At 63.0% G+C, this 26,652-nt stretch carries 22 protein-coding genes and 1 pseudogene; 11 read left to right on the top strand and 12 right to left on the bottom strand.

The genetic code is table 11. From position 1 onward, the window contains the following. Nucleotides 1–63: 63 nt before the first annotated feature. The 4 genes and pseudogenes from BN1233_RS15300 to BN1233_RS42935 all read right to left on the bottom strand — a co-directional run. A pseudogene (locus BN1233_RS15300) lies at nt 64–990 on the bottom strand (adenylate/guanylate cyclase domain-containing protein); the annotation flags it as partial. Between the two features lie 131 nt (nt 991–1,121). Next, on the bottom strand, nt 1,122–1,514 hold the full coding sequence (locus BN1233_RS15295) for a DUF1987 domain-containing protein (protein ID WP_046864395.1): 393 nt from the start codon (nt 1,512–1,514) through the stop codon (nt 1,122–1,124). Between the two features lie 20 nt (nt 1,515–1,534). After that, complete coding sequence (locus tag BN1233_RS15290) at nt 1,535–2,104, bottom strand: SiaB family protein kinase (protein ID WP_046864394.1); 570 nt, start codon at nt 2,102–2,104, stop codon at nt 1,535–1,537. 3 nt (nt 2,105–2,107) lie between these two features. Continuing rightward, complete coding sequence (locus BN1233_RS42935) at nt 2,108–4,612, bottom strand: PAS domain-containing protein (RefSeq protein WP_048709236.1); 2,505 nt, start codon at nt 4,610–4,612, stop codon at nt 2,108–2,110. Nucleotides 4,613–4,978: 366 nt separating this feature from the next. On the opposite strand from BN1233_RS42935, the gene BN1233_RS15280 reads away from it, so the two are divergent. The 4 genes from BN1233_RS15280 to BN1233_RS15265 all read left to right on the top strand — a co-directional run bounded on the left by BN1233_RS15280 (nt 4,979) and on the right by BN1233_RS15265 (nt 9,180). Further along, entirely contained in the window at nt 4,979–5,164 is a 186-nt protein-coding gene (locus BN1233_RS15280; RefSeq protein ID WP_046864393.1) for a hypothetical protein, read from the top strand. A gap of 342 nt (nt 5,165–5,506) precedes the next feature. Further along, nucleotides 5,507–6,490 (top strand): NADPH:quinone oxidoreductase family protein, encoded by a 984-nt coding sequence (locus BN1233_RS15275; RefSeq protein WP_046864392.1) that lies wholly within the window; start codon nt 5,507–5,509, stop codon nt 6,488–6,490. 51 nt (nt 6,491–6,541) lie between these two features. Next, on the top strand, nt 6,542–7,729 hold the full coding sequence (locus BN1233_RS15270; protein WP_048709234.1) for a hypothetical protein: 1,188 nt from the start codon (nt 6,542–6,544) through the stop codon (nt 7,727–7,729). Nucleotides 7,730–7,767: 38 nt separating this feature from the next. Then, nucleotides 7,768–9,180: a pyridoxal phosphate-dependent decarboxylase family protein gene (locus BN1233_RS15265; RefSeq protein ID WP_046864391.1), complete on the top strand. Its 1,413-nt coding sequence runs from the start codon at nt 7,768–7,770 to the stop codon at nt 9,178–9,180. Nucleotides 9,181–9,254: 74 nt separating this feature from the next. On the opposite strand, the gene BN1233_RS15260 is transcribed toward BN1233_RS15265, so the two are convergent. Continuing rightward, nucleotides 9,255–10,001 carry a sulfite exporter TauE/SafE family protein gene (locus BN1233_RS15260; RefSeq protein WP_046864390.1) on the bottom strand — a complete coding sequence of 249 codons (747 nt, stop codon included), beginning with the start codon at nt 9,999–10,001 and terminating at the stop codon, nt 9,255–9,257. Nucleotides 10,002–10,186: 185 nt separating this feature from the next. Here BN1233_RS15260 and BN1233_RS15255 point away from each other — a divergent pair, with 185 nt between their 5' ends. After that, the gene (locus tag BN1233_RS15255; RefSeq protein ID WP_046864389.1) at nt 10,187–10,873 is read left to right on the top strand and encodes a hypothetical protein; all 687 of its coding nucleotides are present in this window, start codon (nt 10,187–10,189) and stop codon (nt 10,871–10,873) included. Nucleotides 10,874–10,898: 25 nt separating this feature from the next. On the opposite strand, the gene BN1233_RS15250 is transcribed toward BN1233_RS15255, so the two are convergent. The 7 genes from BN1233_RS15250 to BN1233_RS15220 form a co-directional block, all read right to left on the bottom strand. Further along, nucleotides 10,899–11,666 (bottom strand): SDR family NAD(P)-dependent oxidoreductase, encoded by a 768-nt coding sequence (locus BN1233_RS15250; RefSeq protein ID WP_046864388.1) that lies wholly within the window; start codon nt 11,664–11,666, stop codon nt 10,899–10,901. Between the two features lie 320 nt (nt 11,667–11,986). Further along, entirely contained in the window at nt 11,987–12,736 is a 750-nt protein-coding gene (locus tag BN1233_RS15245; RefSeq protein WP_046864387.1) for a DUF4336 domain-containing protein, read from the bottom strand. A 99-nt stretch (nt 12,737–12,835) separates the two neighbouring features. Beyond that, complete coding sequence (locus BN1233_RS15240) at nt 12,836–13,756, bottom strand: ABC transporter permease (protein ID WP_244889832.1); 921 nt, start codon at nt 13,754–13,756, stop codon at nt 12,836–12,838. After that, complete coding sequence (locus tag BN1233_RS15235; protein WP_046864386.1) at nt 13,753–14,586, bottom strand: ABC transporter permease; 834 nt, start codon at nt 14,584–14,586, stop codon at nt 13,753–13,755. The genes BN1233_RS15240 and BN1233_RS15235 overlap by 4 nt, the downstream gene beginning before the upstream one ends. A gap of 106 nt (nt 14,587–14,692) precedes the next feature. Then, nucleotides 14,693–15,829 (bottom strand): ABC transporter substrate-binding protein, encoded by a 1,137-nt coding sequence (locus BN1233_RS15230; RefSeq protein WP_147707261.1) that lies wholly within the window; start codon nt 15,827–15,829, stop codon nt 14,693–14,695. Continuing rightward, entirely contained in the window at nt 15,822–16,913 is a 1,092-nt protein-coding gene (locus tag BN1233_RS15225) for an ABC transporter ATP-binding protein (RefSeq protein WP_046864384.1), read from the bottom strand. Before BN1233_RS15225 ends, BN1233_RS15230 begins: the two co-directional genes overlap by 8 nt. Before the next feature lie 388 nt (nt 16,914–17,301). Then, entirely contained in the window at nt 17,302–17,742 is a 441-nt protein-coding gene (locus BN1233_RS15220) for an SRPBCC family protein (protein ID WP_046864383.1), read from the bottom strand. A gap of 365 nt (nt 17,743–18,107) precedes the next feature. Between BN1233_RS15220 and BN1233_RS15215 the strand changes: the two genes are divergently transcribed. The 6 genes from BN1233_RS15215 to BN1233_RS15190 all read left to right on the top strand — a co-directional run bounded on the left by BN1233_RS15215 (nt 18,108) and on the right by BN1233_RS15190 (nt 26,652). Beyond that, entirely contained in the window at nt 18,108–19,919 is a 1,812-nt protein-coding gene (locus tag BN1233_RS15215; protein ID WP_046864600.1) for an FAD-dependent oxidoreductase, read from the top strand. Between the two features lie 172 nt (nt 19,920–20,091). Further along, nucleotides 20,092–21,936 (top strand): 2-oxoacid:acceptor oxidoreductase subunit alpha, encoded by a 1,845-nt coding sequence (locus BN1233_RS15210; protein ID WP_046864382.1) that lies wholly within the window; start codon nt 20,092–20,094, stop codon nt 21,934–21,936. Then, nucleotides 21,933–22,988 carry a 2-oxoacid:ferredoxin oxidoreductase subunit beta gene (locus BN1233_RS15205; protein ID WP_046864381.1) on the top strand — a complete coding sequence of 352 codons (1,056 nt, stop codon included), beginning with the start codon at nt 21,933–21,935 and terminating at the stop codon, nt 22,986–22,988. The genes BN1233_RS15210 and BN1233_RS15205 overlap by 4 nt, the downstream gene beginning before the upstream one ends. 464 nt (nt 22,989–23,452) lie before the next feature. Then, on the top strand, nt 23,453–24,334 hold the full coding sequence (locus tag BN1233_RS15200; protein ID WP_074078303.1) for a nitrilase family protein: 882 nt from the start codon (nt 23,453–23,455) through the stop codon (nt 24,332–24,334). 127 nt (nt 24,335–24,461) lie between these two features. Beyond that, nucleotides 24,462–25,715 carry an ABC transporter substrate-binding protein gene (locus tag BN1233_RS15195; RefSeq protein ID WP_046864380.1) on the top strand — a complete coding sequence of 418 codons (1,254 nt, stop codon included), beginning with the start codon at nt 24,462–24,464 and terminating at the stop codon, nt 25,713–25,715. A gap of 76 nt (nt 25,716–25,791) precedes the next feature. Beyond that, nucleotides 25,792–26,652, top strand: a complete 861-nt coding sequence (locus BN1233_RS15190; protein WP_046864379.1) for a branched-chain amino acid ABC transporter permease — start codon at nt 25,792–25,794, stop codon at nt 26,650–26,652.

Genomic DNA, 26,652 nt, shown 5'->3' with positions numbered 1-26,652 from the left:
AATCAATGCTGGCGGATCGGCGCTTGGGAGTGCCGCCCGGGGAAAAGCTCGCGGCTCGTGCTCCTATCTCGGCGTGCCAAGGTGAGAGTCGCTCTGAATGCGTGCCAAGGCTTCCTGGAGGACCTGCATCGCCTGGCTCTGTTCCTCCGCCGACATGCGGCCAGGGTCAAATTCGAGCCTGAGATGTGGGAGATCCGCATTCAGCAACCGCTTCCGAGGCTCGATATTTTCGAAGAGGTCGATCACCTCATAGGTTGCAGTCGGGTATGCGATTCCCTTGACCCGGATCTCGCCACGCTCTCTGCAGTCAACCTGATCTCTGACGTGTGCATAGGTCTCATAGCTGATCAGGATACCCCCAATGGGTGCTTCGCGTTCCAGGCGGGAGGCAAGATTCACGGTACTGCCGATAATGGTGTAGTCCATGCGGTCCTCGCTTCCGAAGTTTCCGACAGTGCAGTAGCCGGTGTGTATCCCGATCCGGCAGCTGAGCGGGGTTTCAATCCCTGACTTGCGCCAGACAGCCGCGAGCTCACGCATCCGCGCCTGCATGGCGACGGCCATTCTGACGCAGACGAGCGCATCCTCTCTGACACCACGCGTCTCGGGATCACCAAAAAAGATCATGATCGAGTCGCCGACATACTTGTCGATCGTTGCTCCGAATTCGAGTGCTACCTTGGACATCTCGGTCAGGTACTGGTTGAGGAGCTGAGTCAGATCCTCCGATTCCATCTTGTCGGTCGCCTCGGTGAAGTTGGCGATATCCGAGAAGAAGACCGTCAGCTTCTTTCGCTGGCTTTCCAGCTTCACTTCCTGGTCACCCGAAAAGATCGACGCGTAGACCTGCGGCGAAAGATACTTCGAGAGCTTGTTCGAAAGAACTTCCAGCTCCCTGTTCTTCTGGGTGACCGCTTCCACGGCGTGTCGCTGCGTCTCGGCCATCGCACTCAAGGCAGCCTCATTGCGGTCGGACAGACGCACGAGCCGGCGGGTCGTCTTGAATAATCTCTCATAATCTCTCAGGAGCTCGATGAAGGCTGCAACATCGACCCCGCCGGACTCGGCGAGGGCGCGGGCCCGCGCGATGACAGCTTCCTCGTGCTCGAAGAGGGCAAAGGTCATGGTCTGGTCGCCAGCTTCTCGAGCTGGAATTCGGCATGCTCGACGTCCTCTCCGAATTCCTGGCCGAGTTCCTTCATGGTGTCGTCCTCCTCGTCGTAGTACCAGCTGACGGTCACCGTTGCGCCCGAGGCTGCCGCTTCCTCCAGTTTCTCCAGGAGCAACATGATTGCCTTGGCGCTCGAGCTGTTGAAGTAGATCAGCTCGAAGTCGAAGCGGCAGGCGCCGTCGCCGAGCCCTGCAAGATAATCATCGAGCGCCGCAAAGACCGGACCGTAGAACGCAGCCGCATCCTCCGGGTAGGATTCGCCTTGGAGCCTCAAATGGTTGCCGTCGAAGTCGAAATCGATCTCGGGCGTTCGATCCGTGGCAGCGATCTTCAGATTCGTCATGATGCACGTCCCCTGCGTGCTCAGATCTCAGCTTCGAGAGCGAAGAAAGCAAAGCGGTCATCGAAGTCTGCGAAATCGAACTCGATCGGCTTCGATGCCCGCCGGGCGATTTCGATGAAACCGACGCCGGCGCCCCTCGAGCCGTCTTCCGGCTCCGATTTCAGATTCTCCTTGTACATCACCTTGAGCCGATCCCGGTCGGCATTGCGGATCTGCTCGAGCTTGGTCCGCAGCTGCTCGATGTCGGCCTTCTCGAGAAGGTTGCCCGCTCTGACGACGAAGGAACCGGCTTGGCGACCGATCGTCATGATACCGAACCGGAGCTCCCGGGGCGTTGCACCTTCGCCCCTGGAATCCGGGCGCGGCCCTTCCCGGTCTGCCGAATAGCGGATGATGTTCTGCATCTGCTCGACGAAGACGGCGAAGACGCTCCGCGCGGTCCTGGTGTCCAGGTCGTCGATGGCGAGCTTCTGCTTGAGTGCTTCGCCGACGCCAGCCAGCACCGGCTCGGTGACATAGCCGCAATAGGCGAACATCACGCCGGCACTGCGCAATTGGTTCTGGAATTCGAGCAGGTCCTTGGCCAGCATGGATCACCCCTGTATTGCAGAGGGAACAAAGCCGATGACGGTAACGTCGTCACGGCGCTGCTCCGTCCCCTGATGCCGAGTGAGGGCCGCGATCAGCGCATCGCGCTGCTCCGACATCGGGTTCCCCCGGTGTCGGGCGATGACCTCGATGAAACGCTTGCGTCCATAGGCGCGGTGAGTTTCGCAGCCGATCTGTTCGATGAGGCCGTCGGTGGTCATGTAGTATGACTCGCCCTCGGCAAGGTCCAATATCGTGTTGCTGAAGTTCATACCCAGTGGAACGCGGCGATAGCCGATGCCGGCCCGATCGCCTCTGATCTCGTCGATCGTGCCGTCGTGCGCCTGCCACAGTGAGAGATGCGCGCCGGCGAACACCAGCTTGCGTTCGGCAGGACTGATGAAGCAGACGCCGGCGTCGAGACCGTCGTCGGTCTCGCCCTCCAGGTCTTGATCCTGGCCCAGGATCGTCTTCAGGTCGCGATGGAGCAGCTCCAGCAGCAGCTTCGGCGATGGCTCTTCGAGGGAGCGCAAATGCCGGTCGAGCAGTCCACAGGCAATGAGCGTCATGAAGGCGCCGGGCACGCCATGACCCGTGCAGTCGCCTACGATGATGTAATGTCCGCTGCGGCTGTGGTGCAGCCAGAAAAAGTCGCCGCCGACAATATCCCGTGGCTCCCAGATCAGGAAGTAATCCTGTGCCATCGAGCCCAGTGCATGGCGCGCCGGCAGCATCGCCGACTGAATGCGGCTCGCGTAATGCAGGCTTTCTAGAATGAGCTTATGCGCGTTGGCGGCGCGCTCCTCTTTGTCTTTCAATTCCGTGAGGTCGCTGTAAACCGTGACGATTCCGCCGCGGCTCACCCGACGTTCGCTGACCTGGATCCAACGGCCGTCCGTTCGCTGTTGGATCATGGGAGGCCCGGGATTGCGATGGCGCTGCAGGCGGTCGGCGATCCACTGCTCCGCGCTGCCCGATCCGATATCGCGGATGCGCCCGCAGGCGACCGCCTTGCGGACGATCGACTCGAAGGGCGTGCCCGGGGCAATCTCCTCGATGCCGTCGGCGTGCAGCAACTCCCGATAGCGCGTGTTGCTGAGTACGAGCCGGTCCTCGGCGTTGTAGAAGGCGAAGCCCTCGTCAATGCTTTCTATGGCGTCGATCAGTCGCTGCTCGGTCTCGCGCTGGGCTTCCTCTGCCAGCTTCCGGGCGCCGATGTCGCTCCACGCCCCGACAACCTCGATCGGCTCTCCCGCGCGACCGCGCACCAGGAGCAGGTCATCGTTGATCCAGCAGTAGCTGCCATCCTTCTTGCGGAATCGATATTCCGCGGTGAGGCGGCCCTGCTCGAAGAGCCGGGTATAGCTGCCGAGAATGCGCGACAGGTCATCAGGATGGACCCGCTCCCGCCAGAAATCCGGGCTCTGCAGGTACTCGTCAGGGTCATAACCTAAGAGATCCCTGATGTTCTCGCTGATATAGGTTGGCGCATAATTGCCGGTCGCGTTGAAACTGTAGATCACCGCCGGCGAGCCGGCGAGCAGGCGAGCGATGCGCGCCCGCGCGGCCGCAGCCGCTTCCTCGGCCGTCTTGCGTGCCGTGATATCACTCCACGATCCGACCACCTCGAAAGGTTGCCCGGCTTCATTGAGCACCAGGCGCCATTCGTCGCTGACCCAGCAGTAACTGCCATCGCTTTTGAGAAATCGATACTCTACGGTGTGGCGCCCCCTCTCGAACAGATGCGAGAACTCGGCCTCGACGGCGGCAAGATCGTCGTGGTGAACGCAGCGTCGCCAGAAATCCGGGCTTTCGAGATATTCCCAAGGCTCGTACCCCAACCAGTCCCGAATGTTCTCGCTCACGAAGGTTGGCCGGTAGTCCCCGCACGCTTCGAAACTGTAGACCACCGCCGGCGAAGCGGCGAGCAGCCGGGTCAAGCGCGATTGGGCGTCGTCTTTCGCTTCCTCGGCCTGCTTCCGTGCGCTGATGTCACTCCAGGACCCGATGATCTCGAGTGGGGCACCGGCTTCGTCGCGTATCAGATGCTGTTCGTCCTCCACCCAGCAGTACGATCCGTCATGCCGACGGAAGCGATATTCCAGGGCGTGGACACCATTGCCGAAAAGGCGAGAAATTTCCTCCTCGACTCGTGTCAGATCGTCCGGATGAACCCGGTCTCGCCAGAAGTTCGGATCCGCGAGATAATCACTCGGCTCGTACCCAAGCACTCGTCTGAGATTTTCGCTGACGAAGTTCGGCGTGAAATCACCGGACGCCTTGAAGCTGTACGTCACTGCAGGCGAGGAGTTCAGCAGATGCGTCAAGCGCTGCTGCGACGCCTGCGCCTCCGCGGCTCGCTCCCGCTCCACAGCCTCCCGCTCGAGCATTACGTCTTTCAGGAGATTCTCGATGACGCCGGCAACGGCATCACGCTCGGTTGGGGAGATGTTCAGGTCCGCGAACAGACCCGTGGTCGCGTTTGCCGCGTATTCTCGCGCTGTCGTCATTGCCGAGGCGCTCCCCGCCTGACTGCTCCACCACGCAAGCGTGTTGAGATGAAGGCGTGTACCGACGCTTTCGCAGTGGCCGTCAAGCGCAATGAAAAATGACGCCACAAAGAGCAGGGCACTATAGCCTACCTGACACTATAGCCTACCTGAAAGGCTGGGCCCAGAGCCGGGCCTAAGGGGCGCTACCCGCTCCGAAAGACCAGGGTGGCTGCAGCTGTCCAAGGCCGCGAAGCTCGAGCGTTGCCGATGCTCAGCTAGGGCGCTTTCTTCAAAGTGTATGGAAGGTGACCTCGGGGCAACAAAGTCGGCTATCTACAACACCGTCAAGCTTGCCCTGCACGCTGGGAGAGTGTCTCAGCGAGCTTGGCTGCACTGCGAGCAGCGCCGAATGCCGGCGGTCGAGTTCTGCTGGCGCAGCGCGACGAGGACCTCCTCGTCGCGCGCAACGATCTTGAGGATAGTCTGGCCCAGCCGGTCGCGAGCGTTGAGGAGATTGCCCTTCAGGCTGCGGGAGTCGGACTGGTGGGTCGTGCTCTGGGCATGGCCTAGTCTAGTCCTGGGCTAAGGGGATGATGCAGGATAGAGGCGGCGGAGTTTGGTTTGCTTGAGCCAGCTCCCGTGCCTGGGCGTGTCGTGAAACTCCAGCCGCATCGCAAGGCGCCGCGCTTCAGCGGGCGGGAAGGTCTGATCCAGACCGGCAACTCCTGTGTGGCCATGGACTAGCCGGCGGGCGTCAGTACCCGTTAACGTTCGGCATGTTCGCGGCGCGGCGGCGACGCATTCACGTGCCCGAAGTTACGGTAGGACACAACACCGAATACGCATCGGCGGATTCGGGACGGAATCATCAGCATCGAAACTCCGCGAGAGTGGGCATGGAGGAGGGATCACATGAAGGGTCTGGTGTGCTTCGAATTTGGTCCGATCGACACACTCGCGATCGGCGATCTCCCGGATCCGGTCCCCGGACCGGGCGAGGTCGTCATCGATGTCCATGCGGCCGGGGTGAACTTCCCCGACGTGCTGATCGTGCAGGGGCGCTATCAGTTCAGGCCCGAGCGCCCGTTTGCGCCCGGCGGCGAAGTCGCGGGCGTGATCAGCGCGATCGGGCCTGGTGTCGAGGGGTTCGAGGCCGGTGACCGGGTCGCCGCCGTGACTCTGTGGGGAGGCTTTGCCGAGAAGGCTGTCGCCAAGGCAAGCCAGACTCTGAAACTCCCGGCGAGCATCGACGATGTGGTCGCCTCGGGGCTGTTCCTCACCTACGCCACGGCCATACACGCCCTCAAGGATCGGGCTGTGATCCAGCCCAGTGAGACGCTCCTCGTCCTCGGGGCGGCCGGCGGGGTCGGCCTCGCCGCGGTCGAGATCGGGGTTGCGCTCGGCGCGACGGTCATTGCGGCTGCCTCGTCGGAGGAGAAGCTCGAGCTGGCCCGCCGGCACGGAGCGACCCACACGATCAATTACGGACAGGAGGACCTTCGCGCGCGGCTGAAGGAGCTGACCGGCGGGCGCGGCGTGGACGTGGTGTTCGATCCCGTCGGTGGCGATCTCGCGGAACCAGCCCTGCGGTCGATCGCCTGGGAGGGACGCTTCCTCGTCGTGGGCTTCGCGGCGGGGGAGATCCCGAAACTGCCGCTCAACCTCGTGCTGCTGAAAGGGTGCCAGGTCGTGGGCGTGTTCTGGGGTTCCTTCGCGGAGCGCACGCCGGAGCGCAACCGCGCGAACCTCGCCCAATTGATCGCCTGGTACGAGGCCGGGCAGATCCGCCCCCATGTGGCGAACGCTTATCCGCTTGAGGACGCGGTCCTCGCTCTGCGTGAGGTGCAGGAGCGGCGCGTGCAGGGCAAGCTCGTCGTCACGGTAGGGGGCGGTTAGGCGCGCCCTGCTCATCTGGCCCGGAGCATCACGCTGCGTTATCTTTCGCCGGTGATCCGGTTTCGCTCGCCCTCGACGACACACCGCGTAGCCGAGAGGCGCTGGCCGAAGGCGGTCCTCCTCGTCGCGGCTGCTCTTGTCCTCATCGCGATCGGTTTTCGCATCTCCCCATATGCGCGCGAGGCCCTCGCCTGGTGGGAGGACGACCCGCAGGCCCTTGCCGCGATGCGGCTCGAGAAGGCGCTGACACCCTCCGTGGTCGCCGCCGAGATCGACGTCGCGCTCGCGGCGGAGGACCCGGACCTCGCGGCGAGCTTTCTCACCCTCGCCGATCAGCACGGCCTCATGGTCGCGCCTGTGCAGCGGGCGCGCGTCGCAGAGGCCCTTAAGGCCAGCGAGGCGCCCGGGCAGATCGCGACCGAGTTCGCCGAGGGCTTCGCTACCGGCGAGGCAACCTCCCTTCCAGGCATGGCCGGCATCCTGGCCGGGGATGTCACAGCCTACGGCGACCTGCGCGATCTCTGGCGCGAGGGATCGAAACTGTGGAATGGCGAGCCGCATGACGAACTGGTGCTCGGGCTCGCCACGGTCGGCCTCGGCCTCACCGGCCTTACGGTCGCGACGGCCGGTGGCGCGCTGCCGGCGCGCAGCGGCCTCACCCTGGTCAAGACTGCGCGAAAGGCCGGCAAGCTCTCGCCGGCTCTCGCGGCCCGCACCGCCCGCGTGCTGCAGGATGTCGTCGATTTGGGAGCCTTGAAGGCCGCCGCGAAATCTGCGGCCCGCTTCAATGTCACGGCAGCGCGCGAGGCCGTGCAAGGGGCGATACGGCCGGCCCATCTGGCCCGCCTTCGCGGCCTCGCGGATGACGGCGTCACCCTCTATCGCAGGGCCGGAGCACGGGCCGCGCAGGAGACACTCGCGCTGGCACAGAACGCTGGCGAGGTCAAAAAGGCCGCTCGAATTGCGGAGCGCTACGGCAGCGGAACCCGTGCCGTCCTGAAGGTTCTCGGCCGCAGCGCTTTCGTGCTGGTCGGCGCGCTCGTGACCCTCGCGAGCTGGGCTCTGACCGCCACCCTGTGGCTCTGGGCTGCCCTGGCCTTCATCATCGCCCTCACGCGCTGGTTGACGCGTCTCCTCTGGCCGCGCCGGAGGAGACGCAAGCGCCGGCAACCGGCCGGTGAGAGCAAACCCCGAGGCCTCCCCGGTCGCCTCCTTGCCCCGGCGGAGAGCCGCCTGTAGCGCTCGCGCGACTGCACATCCTCGCTTCGGAGACCGACGTGGACGATAACGACTTTCGAGCCTGGGCGCACCGCGCCGCAGACTGGTCCGCCGATTATCTGGAGACGGTCGCCGAGCGCCCGGTCCGGGCACAGACGCAGCCGGGCGATGTCCTGAAGCAACTGCCTCCGCATCCCCCGCACGACGCGGAGCCCATGGAGGCGATCTTCGCGGATCTCGACCGGATCATCCTGCCGGGCATGACCCATTGGCAGCATCCGCGCTTCTTCGCGTATTTCCCTGCGAATTCGAGCCCGCCTTCCGTGGTCGCGGAATACGTGACCGCCGCGATGGCGGCCCAGTGCATGCTCTGGCAGACCTCGCCTGCCGCCACCGAGCTCGAGACGCGGGTACTGGACTGGCTCCGGCAGATGATCGGGCTGGGTGACGGCTTCGCGGGCGTCATCCAGGACTCGGCTTCTGGGGCAACGCTCGCCGCGCTCCTCACGGCGCGGGAGAGAGCGCTCGGCTTCGAGGGCAACGCGCAGGGGCTGGCGGCTCATGCGCCGGTGCGCGTCTATGCCTCGCCGCAGGCTCACTCGTCGATCAACAAGGCGGTCCGGATTGCCGGGATCGGCGACGCCAATCTCGTCAACGTGCCGATGCGGGGGCCGCATGGCAGCATGGATGTCGAGGCCCTGGAGCGTGCGATCATGGAGGACCGCGCGGCCGGGTTTATTCCCGCCGCGATCGTGGCCTGCCTGGGGAGCACGAGCATCGGTGCCTGCGATGACATCGAGGCAGTCTTCGAGGTGGCGCGCCGCCACGGCCTCTATCTCCACGTCGATGCCGCTTGGGCCGGAAGCGCGATGATCTGTCCGGAGTTCCGGGATCTGATGCGTGGCGCCGAACACGCCGACAGCTTCGTCTTCAACCCGCACAAATGGCTCTTCACGAATTTCGACTGCACGGCACACTTCGTGAAGGATCCGAAGGCGCTCACCGATACGCTGGGCTTGCGGCCGGCCTATCTCAGGACGCTCGGGCGCGACGGACTCGTCGATTACAACGAATGGTCCGTGCCGCTCGGCCGGCGCTTCCGGGCCCTGAAGCTCTGGTTCGTGATCCGCTCCTATGGTGTCGAGACGCTTCGGACCATGATCCGCCGACACGTTGCCTGGTCTCAGGAACTCGCAGCACAGATCGACGCTCATCCGGATTTCGAGCTCGTCTCCCAGCCCGTCCTGTCGCTATTCACGTTCCGATACGCGCCCGCAGGCGCTCGGGACATCGACGCGCTGAACGCGCGCCTTCTGGAGCGCATCAACAATGACGGCCGTATCTACCTGACGCAGACGCAGCACGAGGGTCGATTCGTCATTCGCTTCCAGGTCGGCCAGACCTCGACCTCGCGCGAAGATGTCCAGATGGCGTGGAGCGTCATCCACGAGCTCGCGCGCGGGTTGGAGTAACGCCGCATCCGTTGCCTGGCAGGAGATTGCGAAGGTCCGAGTCGGATCACAGGTCCAAAGGCGTATTACTTCGCCTACATGATGGCCTTGAGCGCAAGCCATACTCCGGTGCCGATCAGCAAGACTGCAACCGCCCGTGCCACGATCACGAGCGGCATCGCCTCGGCGGCGCGCCGGCCAAGCAGCACGCCAGGCACCAGCATCGCTCCGACCAGCGCGCCCGTAGCGAGATCGACGCCGCCGCTCAGGGCGTTGCCGATCGTCGCGACGATTGCCACGGGAAGCTGCACGATCTGACCGAGCGCGATCGCGGTCAGCAATGGCGTGCCGCGCCAGACCAGAATAGGCACCAGTACCATCGGTCCTCCGGTGCCGGTCAGGGCCGAGGCAAATCCCGCTGCAGCTCCCACGAGCCACTCGGACACGCGACCTGCTTCGTGCGATACGCGTACTGGCGCGTTGCGGCCGAACAGCACGCGCAAGCCCGTGACGATCAGAAATCCCGCAAGTACGAGGAGACCGAGGCGCTCCGGAGTCACGGCCAGAGCGAGCGCCCCGAGAAACGCTCCCGGCATCGTGGCGATGATGAGCTCGCGGCGATCACGGACGAGATCGCCGCCCGTGCGGGCGAACAGGACGAGTGCGACGAGTCCCGTCGCCACGAAGCTCGCCATGCTGATCGCGATCGCGTCACGGACTCCGAGTCCCACGACCTGCACGAGCCAGGGCGCCAGAAGCACGCCGCCGATTCCGACGCTCCCGATCAGGCCGCCGATCACCAATGCGGCGCCCATCGTTGCGAGCAGCGCCAGTTCACTCATGAGGGCATTGTTCGGGCTTGGTCGTACTCAGCGCAAAGACCAGGAGGGTCAAACCGTCCACCTCAACACCGAATACCTCTCTGATGTGCGCGGATTCACTTCGCTCTTCATCCTGCCGCTTTATCCTGGAGTCGTTTTCAGCCTCGGCATCGGGTTGGATGTAATCCATCCGGCGGAGAGCAGCTTTGGTCAAGCCAACTATACCGTTCGTTTCCTACGAGCGAGAGGCGCAGCGGGAACATTTTGCCCAATTCAAGGGGACGAACTTTAAGGCAGGGAGATCATTCGTCATCGGCGCGGCAGATGCCAGCGTGCTCACCCGCACGCTCAACGCCCGCGCGAACGCACTCCAGGGATACGCCAAATCCGAGGCATTGATCCTGACGAGGCCGAGCGGGCACAAGGAACTCTGGCTCGATCCGCAGCACAAGGACTATCGTGAAGCGCATCTTGCCTTCTTCGATGCGCTCGGCATTCAAGTACCGACCAGCACCCTTAAGACCCGCGACAGCGATCACGCATACCCGAAATCGGCGGCTCGCACCGAAGCCGGCCTGGTGATGATGAATCTCATCGACTCCGGGTCGAACCGGAGCTTTGGCGGCGGGTGGGAGAAGCGCCTTACCCATCGCATTCTCGATTCGAACGGCCTTGCTTCCGGGACGCTCATCGACCTGTTCAAGGCGATGGGTGGGCGACTTCCCGATCCGAAGGATCTTCCGGGATCGATCATGGCCATCCCCGATCTCCTGATCGGAGCAGGCCAAGCCCCTGCTACGGATCGCGGCGATCTCATCATCACGGCCGAGCAGGCCCTGGGTCATTGGCAGGACCAGGACACTGCCTACGCGATCAGAACCGGGCAGTACTGAAGGCGCTTCCAGCAGATGGCGTGCTTCAGAGAGCCGACACGAGATGCCCGCCATCGACGGGGATGGTTGCGCCCGTCATCCAGGCGGAAGCATCGGTCGCGAGGAGCAGGAACGGGCCATCGAGATCCTCCGGCTGCCCGAGGCGGCGCATTGGGATGCGGCGGATCATCTGCAGTCCCGGTTCGGTCGCGAAGAAATCGGCGTTGATATCCGTGACGATGTAGCCCGGCGCGAGCGCGTTCACGCGGATGCCGAAGCGCGCCCATTCGAGCGCCAGCACCTCAGTCATCTGCACGACGCCCGCCTTCGAGACGACATAGGGCGCCGTGCCGCCGATCACGCGCAGGCCGACGATCGAGGCTATGTTGAGGATTACGCCCGGGTGCTTGGCATCACGCCATTGCCGTGCGGCCGCGACCGACATGAGCCAGACGCCCCGAAGGTTCGTGCCGATGATCCGGTCGAACTCGGCGGTCTGCGTATCGATGGACGGACCCGTGCCCGCGATTCCGGCATTGTTGACCACCACATCGAGAGGCGGACCATCCTTCAGCGCCGCAAAGGCTGCTTCGACCGAGGCTTCATCCGAAACGTCGAGCTCGACCGCGTGGGCCTCTGCAGCGCCACAAGCGCGGAGATCCAGCACGAGCGCTTCGAGCTTCTCACGCCGCCGGGCCGCGACCGTGACGGTGGCACCACAGCGGGCACTGAGCCGCGCGAAATGCTCGCCGAGGCCGCCCGAGGCCCCGGTGACGAGGACGTGCTTGCCCTTGAGACGTGCCCCGAGATCCATGCTGCCTCCACTCATGCGTGTCTCGATGCAGAAGCGTATATCAGCCCTGGCGTCGTGCGACAGCTCTTTTCATCTCCCCGGTGTTGCGCATCGGCGTGAAGCATGATGCTTTCTCCGTCGAGTGTGGTGATGCGCAGTGCTTGTGGCGTCAGCGCTTCCCCCTCACCCGCCGCCCTGCGGGCGTCGACCTCTCCCATCGAGGGAGAGGTGATGTGCGAGTTGCCGCCGCTTTGCCCCTCCCCTGGCGGGACGCGAAGCGTCCGGGTGAGGGGGAAACACTGCGCTCTCCGGAATCGCGATCCAGCTACACGCATTCAGCATTATCCCGGCAAAAGCCAACCCAGTGCTCTCCTAAGTGCTGCAGCGCCATTCCGGTCGAACCAGCGTCCGTGGCTGAAAATGACCCGCTCAGGATTCCAGTCCACCATCCGGCTGGCGGCACGCGCGGCCTGCTCGCGCTTTGCGCGGATGGCGGCGCGTAGATAGAGCGGCGTTCCGCCATTCGGCCCCAAAACACCGGTCAGGCGAGTCATAAGACGCATCATCGCCGGCAGCCTCTCGGGTTCGAAATTCTGCACGAGATCGGTCAGCACGAGCGTTCGCGTGGCGACGTGCAGGAAGTCGACTTCGCTGAATCCGAGCCCCGGCACCAGAACCTGCTCGATCTCGCCCGCCCAATCCGCAGGAGCCATCTCACCGAGGTCGTGATCGATCCTGAGGTCGGCCTTTCGCACTTGGGAGCGGTCGCGCAATCCGGGAGCGACCCAGGTCACGGCATCCGGATAGTGGCGCTGCCAATCCTTCACGAAGGACCAGTGCGCGACATCCGGTGCGACGAGGTGACGGACGCTCCCCTGCTGCTCGAGCTCGCGCGTGAGGGCTTCCGTATAGCGCGTCGGCGAATGCAGCCAGAGATCGCCATTCCTGAGCCGGATCACCGTCATGCGAATAGGGATCGGCATGCCGAGGACCCGAAGCGGTCCGCTGTCGACGATCCAGACCCCGTCTGCGACGGGCTTCAGCAGATCGAGGGGAGGATAGGTTACCTGGTCGTTCGCGCTTCCGGACATGTCGCTCCCGCCCTGCAAGGCTACGCCCCCCGACCCTTCACCTGAGCCCGGGTCTAACACCTCTCATGAATGACTCGGCGCCCAGAGGGGTTCCCGTCCCTACTGCCCGACCTTGCTCAGAACATCCGCCTTCAGGAAGCGCTCGATCGCGAGCATGAAGAGGACGGATGGGACCAGGAGGATGAGGGCCGTGATGGAGGCGATTTGGTAATTCCCGCCCATGCTCGCATTGTAGAGCAGCAGCGGCAGGGTCGTGACCTGCGGCACGCCGACGAAGAACGTGCCCGTGAACTCGTCCAGGGATTCGAGGAAGACGAAGATCGCGCTCGCCATGATGCCCGGCGCGGCGAGGGGCAGCGTGATCGTCGCGAAGGTGCGGAGCGGCGAGGCTCCGAGATTGCGCGCGGCCAGCTCCAGATCGCGGTCGACGGCCGCGAAGGCGGCTGCGGCGATCCAGACCGAATAGACCAGGCCGTGGGCGGCATGGACAAGAACGACCCCCGTGATGGTTCCGGTCAGCCCCAGGCCATAGAAGACGCGCGCGACGTTGATGTAGATTGCGACCGATGGGAAGGCCTGCGGCAGAAGGAAGAGGATCATGATCGCGGTCCGCGCCGGCAGGCGTAGCCGCGCCAGCGCATAGCCCGCAGGCACCGAGACCGCCAGCGCGACGAGCACGACGAGGCTCGCGATGCTGACGCTCGTGACGAGCGAGATCATCGCGTCGCCGGTCGGACGAAACACCACCTCCCAATAGCGCAAACCATAGGACACTGGCAGCTTGAAGGGCGTGTACCAGCGCTCGGCCACCGACCAGAGAACGAGATTGGCGAGGGGCCCGAACACCGCAAATGCGAAGAGTGCAAGGGCAGCGGCCTTCAGGATCGTGCCGGCCAGAGGACCGATGCGCCGGCTGGACCGGGAAAGCCCTGCTCGGTCCCATAACGCGGCGCGTTCAGAGACGATCGCGCCCGACCCGCCATCGGGCGACAGGCCAAGCGGTTTCATATCTCCGCTCATGCCTGGAGTTCCCGCCGCATGTTGTGGCGCAGATAGATCCAGGCCGCGATGCCGCAGATTGCATAGGAGATCACGCCCAGGGCGTTGGCGGTGGCGTAATCGCCGTAGGAATTGATGCGAAACGCCATGTCGACCGTCAGCATCGTGGGCTGCGATCCGGCCACCATCATGGGCACCGACAGGACCGACATCATCGTCACGAAGGAAAGGACGAGCGCAACGAGCAGCGTCTGCGCGACCTGTGGCAGGACGAGTTCCAGCAAGACCCGAAGCCGGGAGGCTCCGAGATTGCGCCCGGCCTCGATCGTGGCGCGATCGAGAGAGGCCATGGCGCCGGCCAACAGCAATGTCACGAACGGCACCTGCTTCCACACGAATGTGATGATGATACCGCGCCAGTCGAGAAAGCTCGTGGTCTGCAACGGCTCGAGAATCCCGAGCGCCACGAGCGAGTTGTTCATCAGCCCGTTCTTCGCCAGGAACGTTCGCATGCATTGCGCCGCCACGATGAAGGGAATGAACAGGGGCCAGCGATACATCGAGCGCAGAATGGCGACGAGCCAGGGCGTCTCGCTCAGCGTCAGCGTACCTGCGATCGCAATCGACAGAATGGCGATCAGGGCCGTCGATGCGCAGACGATGAAGATCGTGAAAACGATATCCGTAGAGTAGAACTCGAACGCCTTCTGGAAATGCGAGAGCGTCAGTTCCCCTTCCTCGCCTGCAAACGCGGAGGCGAGCGAGAATCCGAGCGGATAGAGAAACAGCGCCCCGACCATGGCGAGCGCCGGGGCGACGAGAACGAGCCCGGCGACGGAGGCATGCTTCATGGAGATGTTAGCCTTTCGTGAGCAGCTCGATCGCGTGGAGTGCGCCGGACGATAGGCCTTATCCGACAAGCCGGATGCACCCCACGCGAAATGCTTCAATCAATAATCAGTTCGCCACCTTTCTCTCATACGCTTCGAGGATATCGTTGAAGTACGGTGCAATCGGGAACGGCTTGCCTTTCGTCGCGAGGTCCTCGGGCGTGATATCCGCGAAGAGCTGATTCCAGGCTGCCTGATCGAGCCTGCCCTCGAGATTCTTCGCATCGATCCCCGGATACCAGTTGAACCGCTTCACAATCCCCTCGGCCTGAACCTCTGGGCTCGTCGCGAGCGTGACGAACTCGGCCGCGAGCTTCGCCTGCGGCGCCTTGGTGGGGATCGCGTAGTACATCGGCTGGCCCGGCATGCCGGGCGACACGAGCTTGAGCCGCATGTTGGGAGGAAGCTTTCCGTCTGCCTTCCATGTGTAGAACATGTCGACCCAGACCGGCCCCATGGCGATTTCGCCGCGATTCAGCATGTCGAGCGTGCCGGCGTTCCCGGGCGTGATCACGACATTGCTGTTGAACTCCTTGAGATCCGCCATGGCCTTGTCCCACGTCGCCTTGACGGCGGGATCGTAGGGCCCTTTCTCGAGCTTGGCGCCGCCGCCGCCGAAGGCCTCGACCCAGCCGGCTACGAAAGCGACGCCGGACATGCCGCCCTTGATGCCGTTATAGCCGAACTGCTTCGGGTTCTTCTTCGCCCACTCACGCAACTCCGGATAGCTGTTGGGCGGCGTCTTCACGAGATCGGGGTTGTAGGCGATCGCCGTCTGCGAATGGAACATCGGCATAACATAGCCGGAGACCTCGGCGCCGAGCGCGTTCTCAGCCGTATTCCGGGTCACGAGAGTGCCTGTCGGAATTGTGTCGCGATATTTCTCGAGCAGGCCCTCCTGCACCATCGTGCCCGCTGCCTTCTGGTGGATGACGACCACGTCGAAATCGGCCGCCGCGGCTCCGGCCTTCTTCTGGGCGTCGAGCTTCTCATAGATCTTCTGGGAGCCGCCATCGCCGGGCCCGGTGCCGACCGCCACCACCTTCACACCCGGATGGGCCTTCTCGAACATCGGACCGAGGTAGTCCTTGATGTAGTCGACCATGTTCTGGTCGCCGGCGGTGGCGACGTTCAGCGTCTGGGCGTGTGACGGGGACGCTGCAAGACCGGCCGCCAGACCGGCGGCAAGGGCGAATCTAAGCATGATTTCCTCCCGATGTGGGGGCGCTTGGGAACAGATGCAGAGCCTCCAGCGGCAAGCGCAGTCCGACCAGAGTGTCGAGGTCGAGGTATCGATCGTCCGTCACGGTAAAATGACGGTCGCCGATTGCGACGGCATAGCGATAGTGACCACCGGGATAGGTCCGTTGCGCGATGCGACCCGGGAGAACGATCGCGCCGTCGACCTGAAGGTCCGGGCGATCCAGGCGCGCAACGTCGTCGCGGAAGTGAGCCGTCACCGCACCGAGCGGCGCGTCGTCTTTCCACAGCGTGGTGCGACCGTCGGCGGTCCTCACCTCGACGCCAGACGGGACCTTTCGGACATCGAACGCGATCGTGTTCTCGGCTCCCATGAAGCTGGCCACGAACGGCGAGATCGGCCGGTCGTAGACCTCCTTCGGCGTGCCGACCTGCGCGATCTGCCCGGACTCCATGACGACGATGCGGTCCGCCATTGTCATGGCTTCCTCGCGGTCATGCGTGACGTGGATCGCCGTGAATCCGAGCCGGTTCTGGAGCGATTTGATCTCGGAGCGAAGCTGGATCCGCACTTTCGCATCGAGATTCGAGAGCGGCTCGTCGAGCAGCAAAAGGTCGGGCTCGATGGCGAGCGCACGGCCGAGCGCAACGCGCTGGCGCTGCCCGCCCGAAAGGTTCGTCACCTTGCGGTCTTCGAGGCCCGACAGATTGAGCATGCGCAGCACGTTCGCGACGCGCGAGCGGACCTCGGCCTTCGGAACGCCGCGCAGGCGCAGGCCGTACCCGACATTGCCGAGCACGGTCATGTGCGGCCACAGCGCGTAGGACTGGAACACCATCGCGACGCCGCGCCGTTCCGGGGGCACGCCGACGACATCCTTGCCGAAAAGACGAATGGAGCCTCTCGAGGCCCTCTGGAAGCCGGCAATCGTCCGCAAAAGCGTGGTCTTGCCGCATCCGGACGAGCCCAGGATAGCGACGAACTCGCCCGCCTCGACAGCAAGGTCGATGCCGTGGAGCACCGGATTACTCCCATAGGCGGCTCGCAGGTCGTCGACCTCGATCGCGGCTGTTCCCGGAGTCCTCACGTCCTCCGCTCCTCCCGTCGCACGCTGCCGCGTGTCTTCTGATAGTGCCCATCAAAGCACGGCTGACGCCGCGGAAAAAGGGCAACTTCCGCCGGAGGAGGTACATGCCTGAACCATATCATGGCGCTGCGGCTCGCACGGAAGCATTGCAGGCGGATGACACCGGATTCATGACCACGGAAAGGGCCAACCCGTCTCTGACAAGGACTTCGGCGCTAAGATCTATCGAGCGAGGTCTGGCGTCTCCGGCCATCGCCAGTGAGCGCGTGCGAAGCATGGTTTCACTCGCCGCGTCCGCAGCGGTTCGCTCGGTGGCCGCCTTTCCCGCAGGTCAGCGCTCTGCATCGAGTGATATTCGAATGAGCTACTTCGGGTGCTCTCGATAATGTCAGGTCCGAGAAAACAGGTCTGCGAGCTTCTGCAGAATTCCGGCCCAACCCTCCCTCGTACGCGCTGCAAATTCTGCCCATTCGGGTTGCATTTGATGTGTCAGCGTCAGTTCGCAGCCACTCCCGATGGGCACGATCTCGATGGTGACCGGATCCGCCTTCTGGCTGTCTCTCTCGGCCGAGAAGGAAAAGACGAGACGTCGCGGACGCTGGATTTCCAGATACGTGCCGAAATGCTCTGCATCCTGATCTCCGCGCCGTTCCACGATCGCAAACCGCCCACCTTCACGCGGGTCGATCTCGACGCGCATCATCCGGCCTCCAGGAGTCGCGAACAGCCATCGGCCGGTATTGTCGGCGTCGAGCCAGGCATCGAAGACCTGCTCGGGAGGCGCCACGAATCGTTGGGTGACGCGCACGGGGATAGGTTTTGGCATCATCAGCGCTTCGCCTCTTCGAAGGCAGTAGGGATCGTAACTCCTGTAGGCCGAAAGCATAAGCGTGGGGCAAATTCCCCGGCAGAATGCGGAGAGAGTCCCCTCTTCCGATCGCGACATGTTGAACCTGCAGCCCTGGCTGTTTCGAGGAGCCCTGATGCAGTAGCCCGTAAAGCGCTGTCCGATTCTCCTTTATTTCGCCCTCCAACTCGGCCACGATGGGCACCAAAGCGCGAAACGCCCAACGAGGCGAAGCAACGATGCCGAGTGAACAGGGTTCCCGCGAGGCAGTCGACCTTGCGGTCAAGTCGCAGGCTGGTCCCGAGCTTCCGCTCACGGACATCCGGGACCGAGACAGTAAGTCTCAAATGGCTCCAGGGCTTCCGCCCACGGATATCCGGAACCCGGATTACTTCCATAAAGTAGTCGATTGCCAGTGGGCCTGTCCGGCCCACACCCCGGTGCCGGAATATATCCGGCTCATCGCCGCCGGGCGCTACACCGACGCCTATCTGGTGAATTGGCGCTCGAACGTCTTCCCGGGGATCCTCGGGCGCACCTGCGACCGCCCCTGCGAACCGGCCTGCCGCCGAGGCCGGGTCGAAGCGGAGCCGGTCGCAATCTGCCGCCTGAAACGCGTCGCGGCCGACAACAAGGAGGATGTCGGGGCCCTCCTTCCGAAGGCGCCGTCGCACAGGAATGGCAGGCGTATTGCCCTGATCGGCGCTGGACCCGCCTCCCTGACGGTTGCCCGCGATCTCGCGCCGCTCGGCTACGAGATCGTCCTGTTCGACGGCGAGCAGCGTGGGGGCGGCATGATCCGCAGCCAAATCCCGCGCTTCCGCCTGCCCGAGGAGGTGATCGACGAGGAGGTCGGCTACATCACTGAGATAGGGAACATCGAAACCCGCTACGGCGAGCGGGTGGGCAGCCTGCGCGCGGTGCTGGCCGGGAATTTCGACGCCGTCTTTGTCGGCACCGGGGCTCCGCGCGGGCGTGACCTCGACATCCCGGGTCGGCGGGAGGGTGCCGCGAACATCCACATCGGGATCGACTGGCTCGCAAACGTCTCCTTCGGCCATATCGACCGGATCGGCCGTCGGGTCGTCGTGCTCGGGGGCGGCAACACAGCCATGGATTGCTGCCGCACCGCCCGGCGCCTCGGCGGCGAGGACGTCAAGGTCGTCGTGCGCTCCGGCTTCGAGGAGATGAAGGCCTCCCCCTGGGAGAAGGAGGATGCCATCCACGAGGGCATCCCGATCCTCAACTACCTCGTGCCCAAGGAATTCACCCACGCGAACGGCCGGCTGACCGGCGTGCTGTTCGAGAAGGTGGCCGCGCGGATCGACGGAAACGGCCGGCGCCAGCTCCTCCCGACCGGCGAGCCCGACATTCATCTCGAATGCGACGACGTGCTGGTTGCCATTGGGCAGGAGAACGCCTTCCCCTGGATCGAACGGGATCTCGGCCTCGAATTCGACGCCCGAGGCCTCCCAAGGGTGGACCCGAAGACCCATCAATCGACCCTGCCGAAGGTATTCTTCGGCGGCGACGCGGCGTTCGGGCCGAAGAACATCATCTGGGCCGTGGCCCATGGCCACGAGGCGGCGATCTCGATCGATCTGTTCTGCCGGGGCGAGAGCCTCGGCACCCGGCCATCCCCGATGACGAATCTCGTCTCGCAGAAGATGGGCATCCACGAATGGTCCTATGACAACGAGGTCTCCCTCGATCTGCGCTACAAGGTGCCGTTGCGCGATCAGGCGATCGCGCTCAAGGACATCAGGGCCGAGGTCGAACTGGGGTTCGATCGCGAGCTCGCCTATGCGGAGACGCAGCGCTGCCTCAACTGCGATGTCGAGACGGTCTTTACCCGCGACCTCTGCATCGAATGCGATGCCTGCGTCGACATCTGCCCGATGGACTGCATCACTTTCACGGAGAACGGACCCGAGGACGAGCTGCGGCCCCGCCTCAGAGCGCCGGCCGTGAACCTGACGCAGGATCTCTACGTTTCCGATATGCTCAAGACCGGTCGCGTCATGGTGAAGGACGAAGACGTCTGCCTGCATTGTGGTCTCTGCGCCGAGCGCTGCCCGACGGGCGCCTGGGACATGCAGAAATTCCTGCTCGAGCCGGGGCACGCCTACGGAGCGAAGCCATGCCGGCACCACGCATAGATTCGGCCTCATGCTCCGCGAATGGCCGCCAGAAACCTGGGCCACCCCATTTCCGACGACGATCCAGATCCTCTTCGCCGCCACACGCTCTTGGAGCGACGCCCCACTTCGCTTTCGCCGGGAGGTGGCCTTTCGGGGCCGGTGAACTGGCGCGGGCGTACAGGATCAGGACATGCCAGCACCGCGCCTAGAGGCTACGAACGACTTCGTCATCAAATTCGCCAACGTCAACGGCTCGGGCTCGGCCAGCGCCAACAGGCTCTTCGCCCGCTCCTTCCTGCGGATGGGCGTGCCGATCGCCTCCCGGAACATCTTCCCGTCGAACATCCAGGGCCTTCCGACCTGGTTCGAGATCCGGGTCACGGAAGCCGGACATCTCGGCCGCCGCGGCGGCGTCGACCTCATGGTCGCCATGAACCCGCAGACCTGGGACAAGGACATCCGCGAGATCGAGCCGGGAGGCTATCTCTTCTACGATTCGACCCGTCCCATGCCGCCATCGCGGTTCCGGAGCGACATCAACGTCGTCGGGATGCCGCTCACGGCGATCTGCAACGAGCATTACAGCGACCCGCGCCAGCGCCAGCTCTTCAAGAACATCATCTATGTGGGCGCCCTCGCCTCACTGCTCGGTATCGAGATCGGCGAGATCGAGCGCCTCATCGCGGAGCAGTTCCGCGGCAAGGACAGGCTCATTCCGCCGAATCTCGAAGCCCTGCATATGGGCCGGGACTACGCCGAGGCGCATCTGAAAAGCAGCATCGGGCTGAAGGTGCAGCGCGCCGATGCTGTCGGCGATCGCATCTTCCTTGATGGGAACGATGCGTCTGCGCTCGGCGCCGTCTATGGCGGCGCGACGGTGGCGGCCTGGTACCCGATTACGCCCTCGACGTCCTTGGCAGAAGCCTTCGCAAAATATTGCCACCGTTTCCGCACGGACCCGGAGACCGGCCAGAACCGCTACGCGATCGTGCAGGCCGAGGATGAGCTTGCTTCCATCGGCATGGTGATCGGCGCCGCCTGGAACGGTGCGCGGGCCTTCACGGCGACCTCCGGGCCCGGGATCTCCCTGATGCAGGAATTCATCGGCCTCGCCTATTTTGCCGAAGTGCCAGCGGTGATCTTCGACGTGCAGCGCGGCGGCCCCTCGACCGGGATGCCAACCCGCACGCAGCAATCGGACATCCTGATCTCGGCCTATGCCTCGCACGGGGACACCAAGCACGTCCTGCTGTTCCCGGAGGATCCGCGCGAATGTTTCGAGTTCGGGGCGCTCGCCTTCGATCTCGCTGATCGGCTCCAAACCCCTGTCTTCGTTCTGCTCGATCTCGATATCGGCATGAACGAATGGCTGTGCGAACCGCTCGATTGGGACGACAGCCGCAGGTTCGATCGCGGAAAGGTACTCAGCGCCGAGGAACTCGAGGCCGCCACGGATTTCGGACGCTATCTCGACATCGATCGAGACGGGATCCCATTCCGCACCTATCCTGGAACGCACCCGACCAAGGGCTCCTTCTTCACCCGCGGGACCTCGCGCGACCCCTATGCGCGCTACACCGAGGAAGGCGGCGCCTATGTCGAGAACGTGCAGCGCCTCCTGCGCAAGTTAGAGACGGCGAAGTGTTTGGTCCCTGTGCCGATTCGCAGGGACGCGCCGAAGCCGACGCAGTTCGGCGCGATCTATTTCGGATCCACCTCGCCTGCCATGAACGAGGCGCTCGAGACGCTGGAAGCCGAAGGAATTGCGCTCGATCTTTTGCGGGTGCGGGCCTTTCCCTTCGCCGATGATGTGATCGACTTCGTTCTCGATCATGATCAGGTCTTCGTCATCGAGCAGAACCGGGATGCGCAGTTGCGCATGCTCCTCATCAATGAGGGCGCTCTCGATCCGGCACGATTGATCTCCATCCTGCACTACGACGGCACGCCGATCACGGCGCGTTTCATCACCAGCGAGATCGCGCGCCGCTGGGCGTTTCTTACTGAGAAGAACAGCCGGGAGGCTGCGGAATGACCTACCTCATAAAGCCGAAACTGCATCATCCGAAGCTCCCCGAGAACGCACTCGGCTATACCCGGCGCGACTACGAAGGTGCGATCTCGACGCTCTGCGCCGGCTGCGGCCATGACTCGATCTCGGCGGCAATTATCCAAGCCTGTTTCGAGCTCGCGATTCCGCCGCACCGGGTCGCGAAGCTCTCCGGAATCGGCTGCTCGTCGAAGACACCGACCTATTTCCTAGGCGCGAGCCACGGCTTCAACTCGGTTCACGGACGTATGCCATCGGTGCTCACCGGCGCCGCGCTTGCGAACCGCGATCTCATCTATCTCGGCGTCTCGGGCGACGGCGACTCGGCATCGATCGGCCTCGGCCAGTTCGCCCATTGCCTGCGCCGCGGCGTGAACATGACCTATATCGTCGAGAACAACGGCGTCTATGGCCTCACCAAGGGCCAGTTCTCGGCCACTGCCGACATGGGCTCGAAGTCTAAGAAGGGAATCCGCAACGAGGATTCCCCCATTGATCTCGTCAGCATGGCGATCCTGCTCGGCGCGACCTTCGTGGGTCGGAGCTTCTCGGGCGACAAGACGCAGCTCGTGCCCCTGATCAAGGCCGCCCTCGAGCACCGCGGCGCCGCCTTCATCGACTGCATCAGTCCCTGCGTCGCGTTCAACAACCATCCGGGCTCGACGAAAAGCTATGATTACGTCCGTGCCCACAATGAGGCCGTGAACTATCTCGACGTCATCGAAGGACGCGAGGAAATCACGGCCGATTATGCGCCGGGCACCGTCGAACTCGTAGAGCAGCACGACGGCTCGCTCCTGAAGCTCCGCAAGGTTGATGCCGGCTACGATCCGACCGACAAACGCGCCGCGATCTCCTATCTCCAGGAGCAGCAAGCCGCAGGCGAGATCGTCACGGGTCTGCTCTATCTCGACCCGGAGGGCGAGGATCTTCACGACAGGCTCGGGACCGTGCAGACGCCGCTGAACGCCCTGTCGGACGCAGAGCTTTGCCCCGGGCGTGCCGCCCTCGAAAAGCTGAACGCCAGCCTGCGCTGAGAGTTGGAAAGAGGCGAGCCTCTGAGGTGGCCACGGCTATTATCCAGGCGAGTTGCACGGCATATCCATCCGATTATGTCTGGGGCCGACCATGGAGGAACGACCAGTCATCTTGGTGAAGAGGTTGGAATAATAATGAAAGGCGCAATTGAGCTGCAGGTTGGCGCTAGGACCGGGCGCTAGAAAAGAGAGATCCTTTCTTCTTCCAATCAAAGGCTCCCCATAGCCATAGGAACACCGAGTGACATCCGGCAAGGGGCGCTTGGATCAATGCTCTGCCAGCATTCTGATACTGAGTAGACCTGTTGGAGGGAATACGCCGACTGTATTTGACTTTCCGTTCCAATACCAGATCGCATTTTTAGCCTTATTCAACTTTATTGACTAAATCGCATTGCAGTGCCAGCATTCGCTCCGTCGCGGCCAGCCTTAGGCGGACCGCGTATAATCAAGGGAGGCTGTCGATGAGCAGAAAGTCGCGCGAGGAGGCTCTCATCAAGGTTGCGTGCATCCAGATGGAGCCCGTCGTCGGTGAGAAAGATCGTAATGTCCGGCGCAGCCTGGAGTTCATCGAACAGGCTGTCTCAAAGGGGGCCAAGCTGATCGTGCTGCCGGAACTGTGTAATTCCGGCTATGTCTTCGAGAGTCGCGAAGAAGCCTTTGCTCTGTCCGAGCCTGTTCCTGACGGCGAGACTAGCCGAGCCTGGGCAGAGATAGCAGCACGCCACGGCCTCCACATTGTTGCCGGTATCTGTGAACGCGAGGGCGAGTCTCTCTACAACTCCTCCGTCGTGATTGGCCCACAAGGGCATGTTGGGACGTTCCGCAAGGTTCACCTTTGGAACGAGGAGAATCTGTTCTTCGAGCCAGGGAATCTGGGCTTCCCCGTCTTCAAGACTCCGATTGGACGTATCGGTACGTTCATCTGTTACGATGGGTGGTTCCCTGAGAGCTACCGCATGTGCGCGCTGCAAGGAGCAGATATCGTCTGCATCCCAACGAATTGGGTTCCGATACCGGGTCAGGATCCGAAGCGCGAAGCCATGGCGAACATTCTCGTCATGGGAGCAGCTCACTCGAACTCAGTGTTCGTTGCCGCTGCAGATCGCGTCGGCACCGAGCGAGGGCAACCCTTCCTCGGACAGAGCCTTATCGTTAGCTACACCGGCTGGCCAATCGGAGGGCCGGCCAGCAGTTCGGAGGAGGAGATCATCTACGCCGAGGTGAATCTCGCCGATGCACGGCGGAAGCGGAACTGGAACGAGTACAATCAAGTCTTGAGGGATCGCCGGACCGACGTCTACGACGAGATGCTCGGAGCCGATGCTCGCCCGGGCTGGTACTGAGATCTGCTTTCGTCCAAACGGACCCGGGCTGCAGGTTCTGCCCACGAGAAGCGTGTGATCAGTTCTTGACAGAGCAGCGCATACATTGGGCGGCTGCGCAACTAACAATCCGCGGGAGGATCATTCGATGGCACAGAAGCATCCAAGCAAGGTGTCTCACTCAGGACGCCGCACCTTTCTAAAGCAAGTGACCGCGGCTGGAGTAACTGCGCTTGCGACTCCATCGCTCATCCGCAAGGCGTGGGCCGCTGATCCCATCAAGATTGGCGTGATCTCACCTCTTACGGGCGCTTGGACCGTCTACGGCAAGGCGCACAGCTCGGGCTTCGAGCTCGCCGTTGACGAGATTAACACAGCAGGAGGGATCCTCGGTCGTAAAGTTGAAATCGTCATCGGGGATTCCAAGACCGAGCCACGGATCGTCGTTGAGCAAGCGAATAGGCTGATCCGCCAGGATCGTGTCGATTTCCTCGCCGGCACATTCAGCAGTGCCGAGAGGAATGCAGCCGGCCCCGTCGTCGCGCAAAGTGGCAAGATGCTGCTTTACCCGACATTCTACGAGGGTCAGAGCCAGGAATTTTTCCCGGGCGTTTGCAACAAGAACATCTTCATGTTCGGCCCCGAGCCGTCCCAGCAGGTCTGGCCGCATGTCGAATACGTCGTGAAGAACCACGGCAAGAAGTTCTTTCTCATAGGCTCAGACTACGCTTGGCCTCGCGAGACGAACAAAATGTTCAAGAAGAAGTTCGCGGATTTCGGCGGGGAGGTTGTCGGCGAGGTCTATATTCCCTTCAATACACCGCAATACGAGTCCGTAATCCGTGACATAAGAAACTCGGGAGCTCAGGTGGTCTTCCACACGCTTACCGGCAGCGACACCGTGAATTTCCGACGCCAGTTCCATGCAGCCGGGATGAGCAAGGACATCGTGATCTGGACGGTGGATGATGAGGAAGTCGTCACGACGGGACTCGGGCCAGAAATATCGGCGGGCACGTACGTCAGCTTCGACTACTTCATGTCGATCCAGCATCCGAACAACAAGGCATTCCTGGAGAAACTCGTCAAGAAATATGGTCCCGGAACACTGATGAATACTGTTGGGGTCGGCATGTACAACGCAGCCCACATGCTTGCTCTGGCCATCGAGAAGGCGGGATCCGTAGACACCAACAAGGTCCGCGATGCCCTTGGGGGCATCGTATTCGACAAGGCTCCCCAGGGCCCGGTCCGGATGCGTGCAGAGGACCATCAAGCCGTGCTCCCCTCCTATCTCATGAAGGTCCGCAGTAACTGGACCGGCGTCAATGATATGTTTGAGGAAGTCCAGGCACTGCAGGCTGTCGAACCTGCTCCCGCAAACTGCAAGTTGCCGCTCTGATTTGGTTCTTCCGGCCGATCCTCCGGAGTCGGCCGGGACCGGGCCCTGCGACGTATCCTCCTCGTAGGAGACAAGCGTGATTGCCACAGCTGTCAGCATTCTCGTCGACGCGACGCTGATCACGCTTGTCCTTGCCCTGGCAGCCTCTGGCCTTGCGGTGATCTTTGGCCTCGTCGGCGTGATCAATATGGGCCATGGCGCGATGCTGACGCTCGGCGCCTACTTTGCTTGGGCACTCGTCTCTGGCGGGATGCCGTTTCTGCTCGCTGCGCTTCTGGCGGCTATAGGCGTCGGGCTCATTGGCCTCGTCCTTGAGGTTGTGCTGATCCGCCACTTCTATGACCGACCTTTCGAGACCCTGCTCCTGACCTGGGGCTTCTTCCTGGTGGCAACCGAGTTGATCAAGATCGTCTTCGGGAGCGATTTTCGGAGCATCCCCGAGCCCCTCCCCGGCACCTTCAACTTGGGCTTCGCAGAGGTTCCGGCATACAGAACCTTGATCGGCCTGTTCACGATCGGACTGCTCGTCGCAATGGGGCTCGTGTACTATCGGACAGGGCTTGGCATTCGGATCCGCGCCCTGATCCAGAACCGGGAAGTCGCAAGCCTGCTCGGCCTGAACGTCCGAGCCCTCTATCGTTGGGTATTCACAGGTGGCGCTTTCCTGGCGGGTCTCGCAGGAGCGCTGATCAGCCCGATGCTGAGCATAGATCCTTACATCGGCAATGTGTTCCTGGTCCGCAGCTTCTTCGTCGTCACAGTAGGAGGCCTGGGGCAGTTACTCGGTGGCACCGTCCTCGGCAGCTTCATCATCGGCGGGTCCGAGACCCTCTTCGCCCTTATCACCAGCCAGACCTTCGCGCAGACGATTGTCTTCGTTCTCGCAATCCTGATCCTCCGCTTCCGCCCACGCGGGATCCTGGCGCAGCAGAATTAG

The organism is Microvirga massiliensis (genome assembly GCF_001006805.1).
Taxonomy (GTDB): domain Bacteria; phylum Pseudomonadota; class Alphaproteobacteria; order Rhizobiales; family Beijerinckiaceae; genus Microvirga; species Microvirga massiliensis.
This window is presented reverse-complemented; position numbering and strand designations above follow the sequence as displayed.

Coding starts and splice junctions, on each gene's coding strand:
- BN1233_RS15295 (WP_046864395.1), bottom strand. CDS start 1,514: ATGACGAATCTGAAGATCGCTGCCACGGATCGAACGCCCGAGATCGAT.
- BN1233_RS15290 (WP_046864394.1), bottom strand. CDS start 2,104: ATGCTGGCCAAGGACCTGCTCGAATTCCAGAACCAATTGCGCAGTGCC.
- BN1233_RS42935 (WP_048709236.1), bottom strand. CDS start 4,612: ATGACGACAGCGCGAGAATACGCGGCAAACGCGACCACGGGTCTGTTC.
- BN1233_RS15275 (WP_046864392.1), top strand. CDS start 5,507: ATGAAGGGTCTGGTGTGCTTCGAATTTGGTCCGATCGACACACTCGCG.
- BN1233_RS15260 (WP_046864390.1), bottom strand. CDS start 10,001: ATGAGTGAACTGGCGCTGCTCGCAACGATGGGCGCCGCATTGGTGATC.
- BN1233_RS15250 (WP_046864388.1), bottom strand. CDS start 11,666: ATGGATCTCGGGGCACGTCTCAAGGGCAAGCACGTCCTCGTCACCGGG.
- BN1233_RS15245 (WP_046864387.1), bottom strand. CDS start 12,736: ATGTCCGGAAGCGCGAACGACCAGGTAACCTATCCTCCCCTCGATCTG.
- BN1233_RS15240 (WP_244889832.1), bottom strand. CDS start 13,756: ATGAGCGGAGATATGAAACCGCTTGGCCTGTCGCCCGATGGCGGGTCG.
- BN1233_RS15235 (WP_046864386.1), bottom strand. CDS start 14,586: ATGAAGCATGCCTCCGTCGCCGGGCTCGTTCTCGTCGCCCCGGCGCTC.
- BN1233_RS15230 (WP_147707261.1), bottom strand. CDS start 15,829: ATGCTTAGATTCGCCCTTGCCGCCGGTCTGGCGGCCGGTCTTGCAGCG.
- BN1233_RS15220 (WP_046864383.1), bottom strand. CDS start 17,742: ATGATGCCAAAACCTATCCCCGTGCGCGTCACCCAACGATTCGTGGCG.
- BN1233_RS15215 (WP_046864600.1), top strand. CDS start 18,108: ATGGCTCCAGGGCTTCCGCCCACGGATATCCGGAACCCGGATTACTTC.
- BN1233_RS15210 (WP_046864382.1), top strand. CDS start 20,092: ATGCCAGCACCGCGCCTAGAGGCTACGAACGACTTCGTCATCAAATTC.
- BN1233_RS15205 (WP_046864381.1), top strand. CDS start 21,933: ATGACCTACCTCATAAAGCCGAAACTGCATCATCCGAAGCTCCCCGAG.
- BN1233_RS15200 (WP_074078303.1), top strand. CDS start 23,453: ATGAGCAGAAAGTCGCGCGAGGAGGCTCTCATCAAGGTTGCGTGCATC.
- BN1233_RS15195 (WP_046864380.1), top strand. CDS start 24,462: ATGGCACAGAAGCATCCAAGCAAGGTGTCTCACTCAGGACGCCGCACC.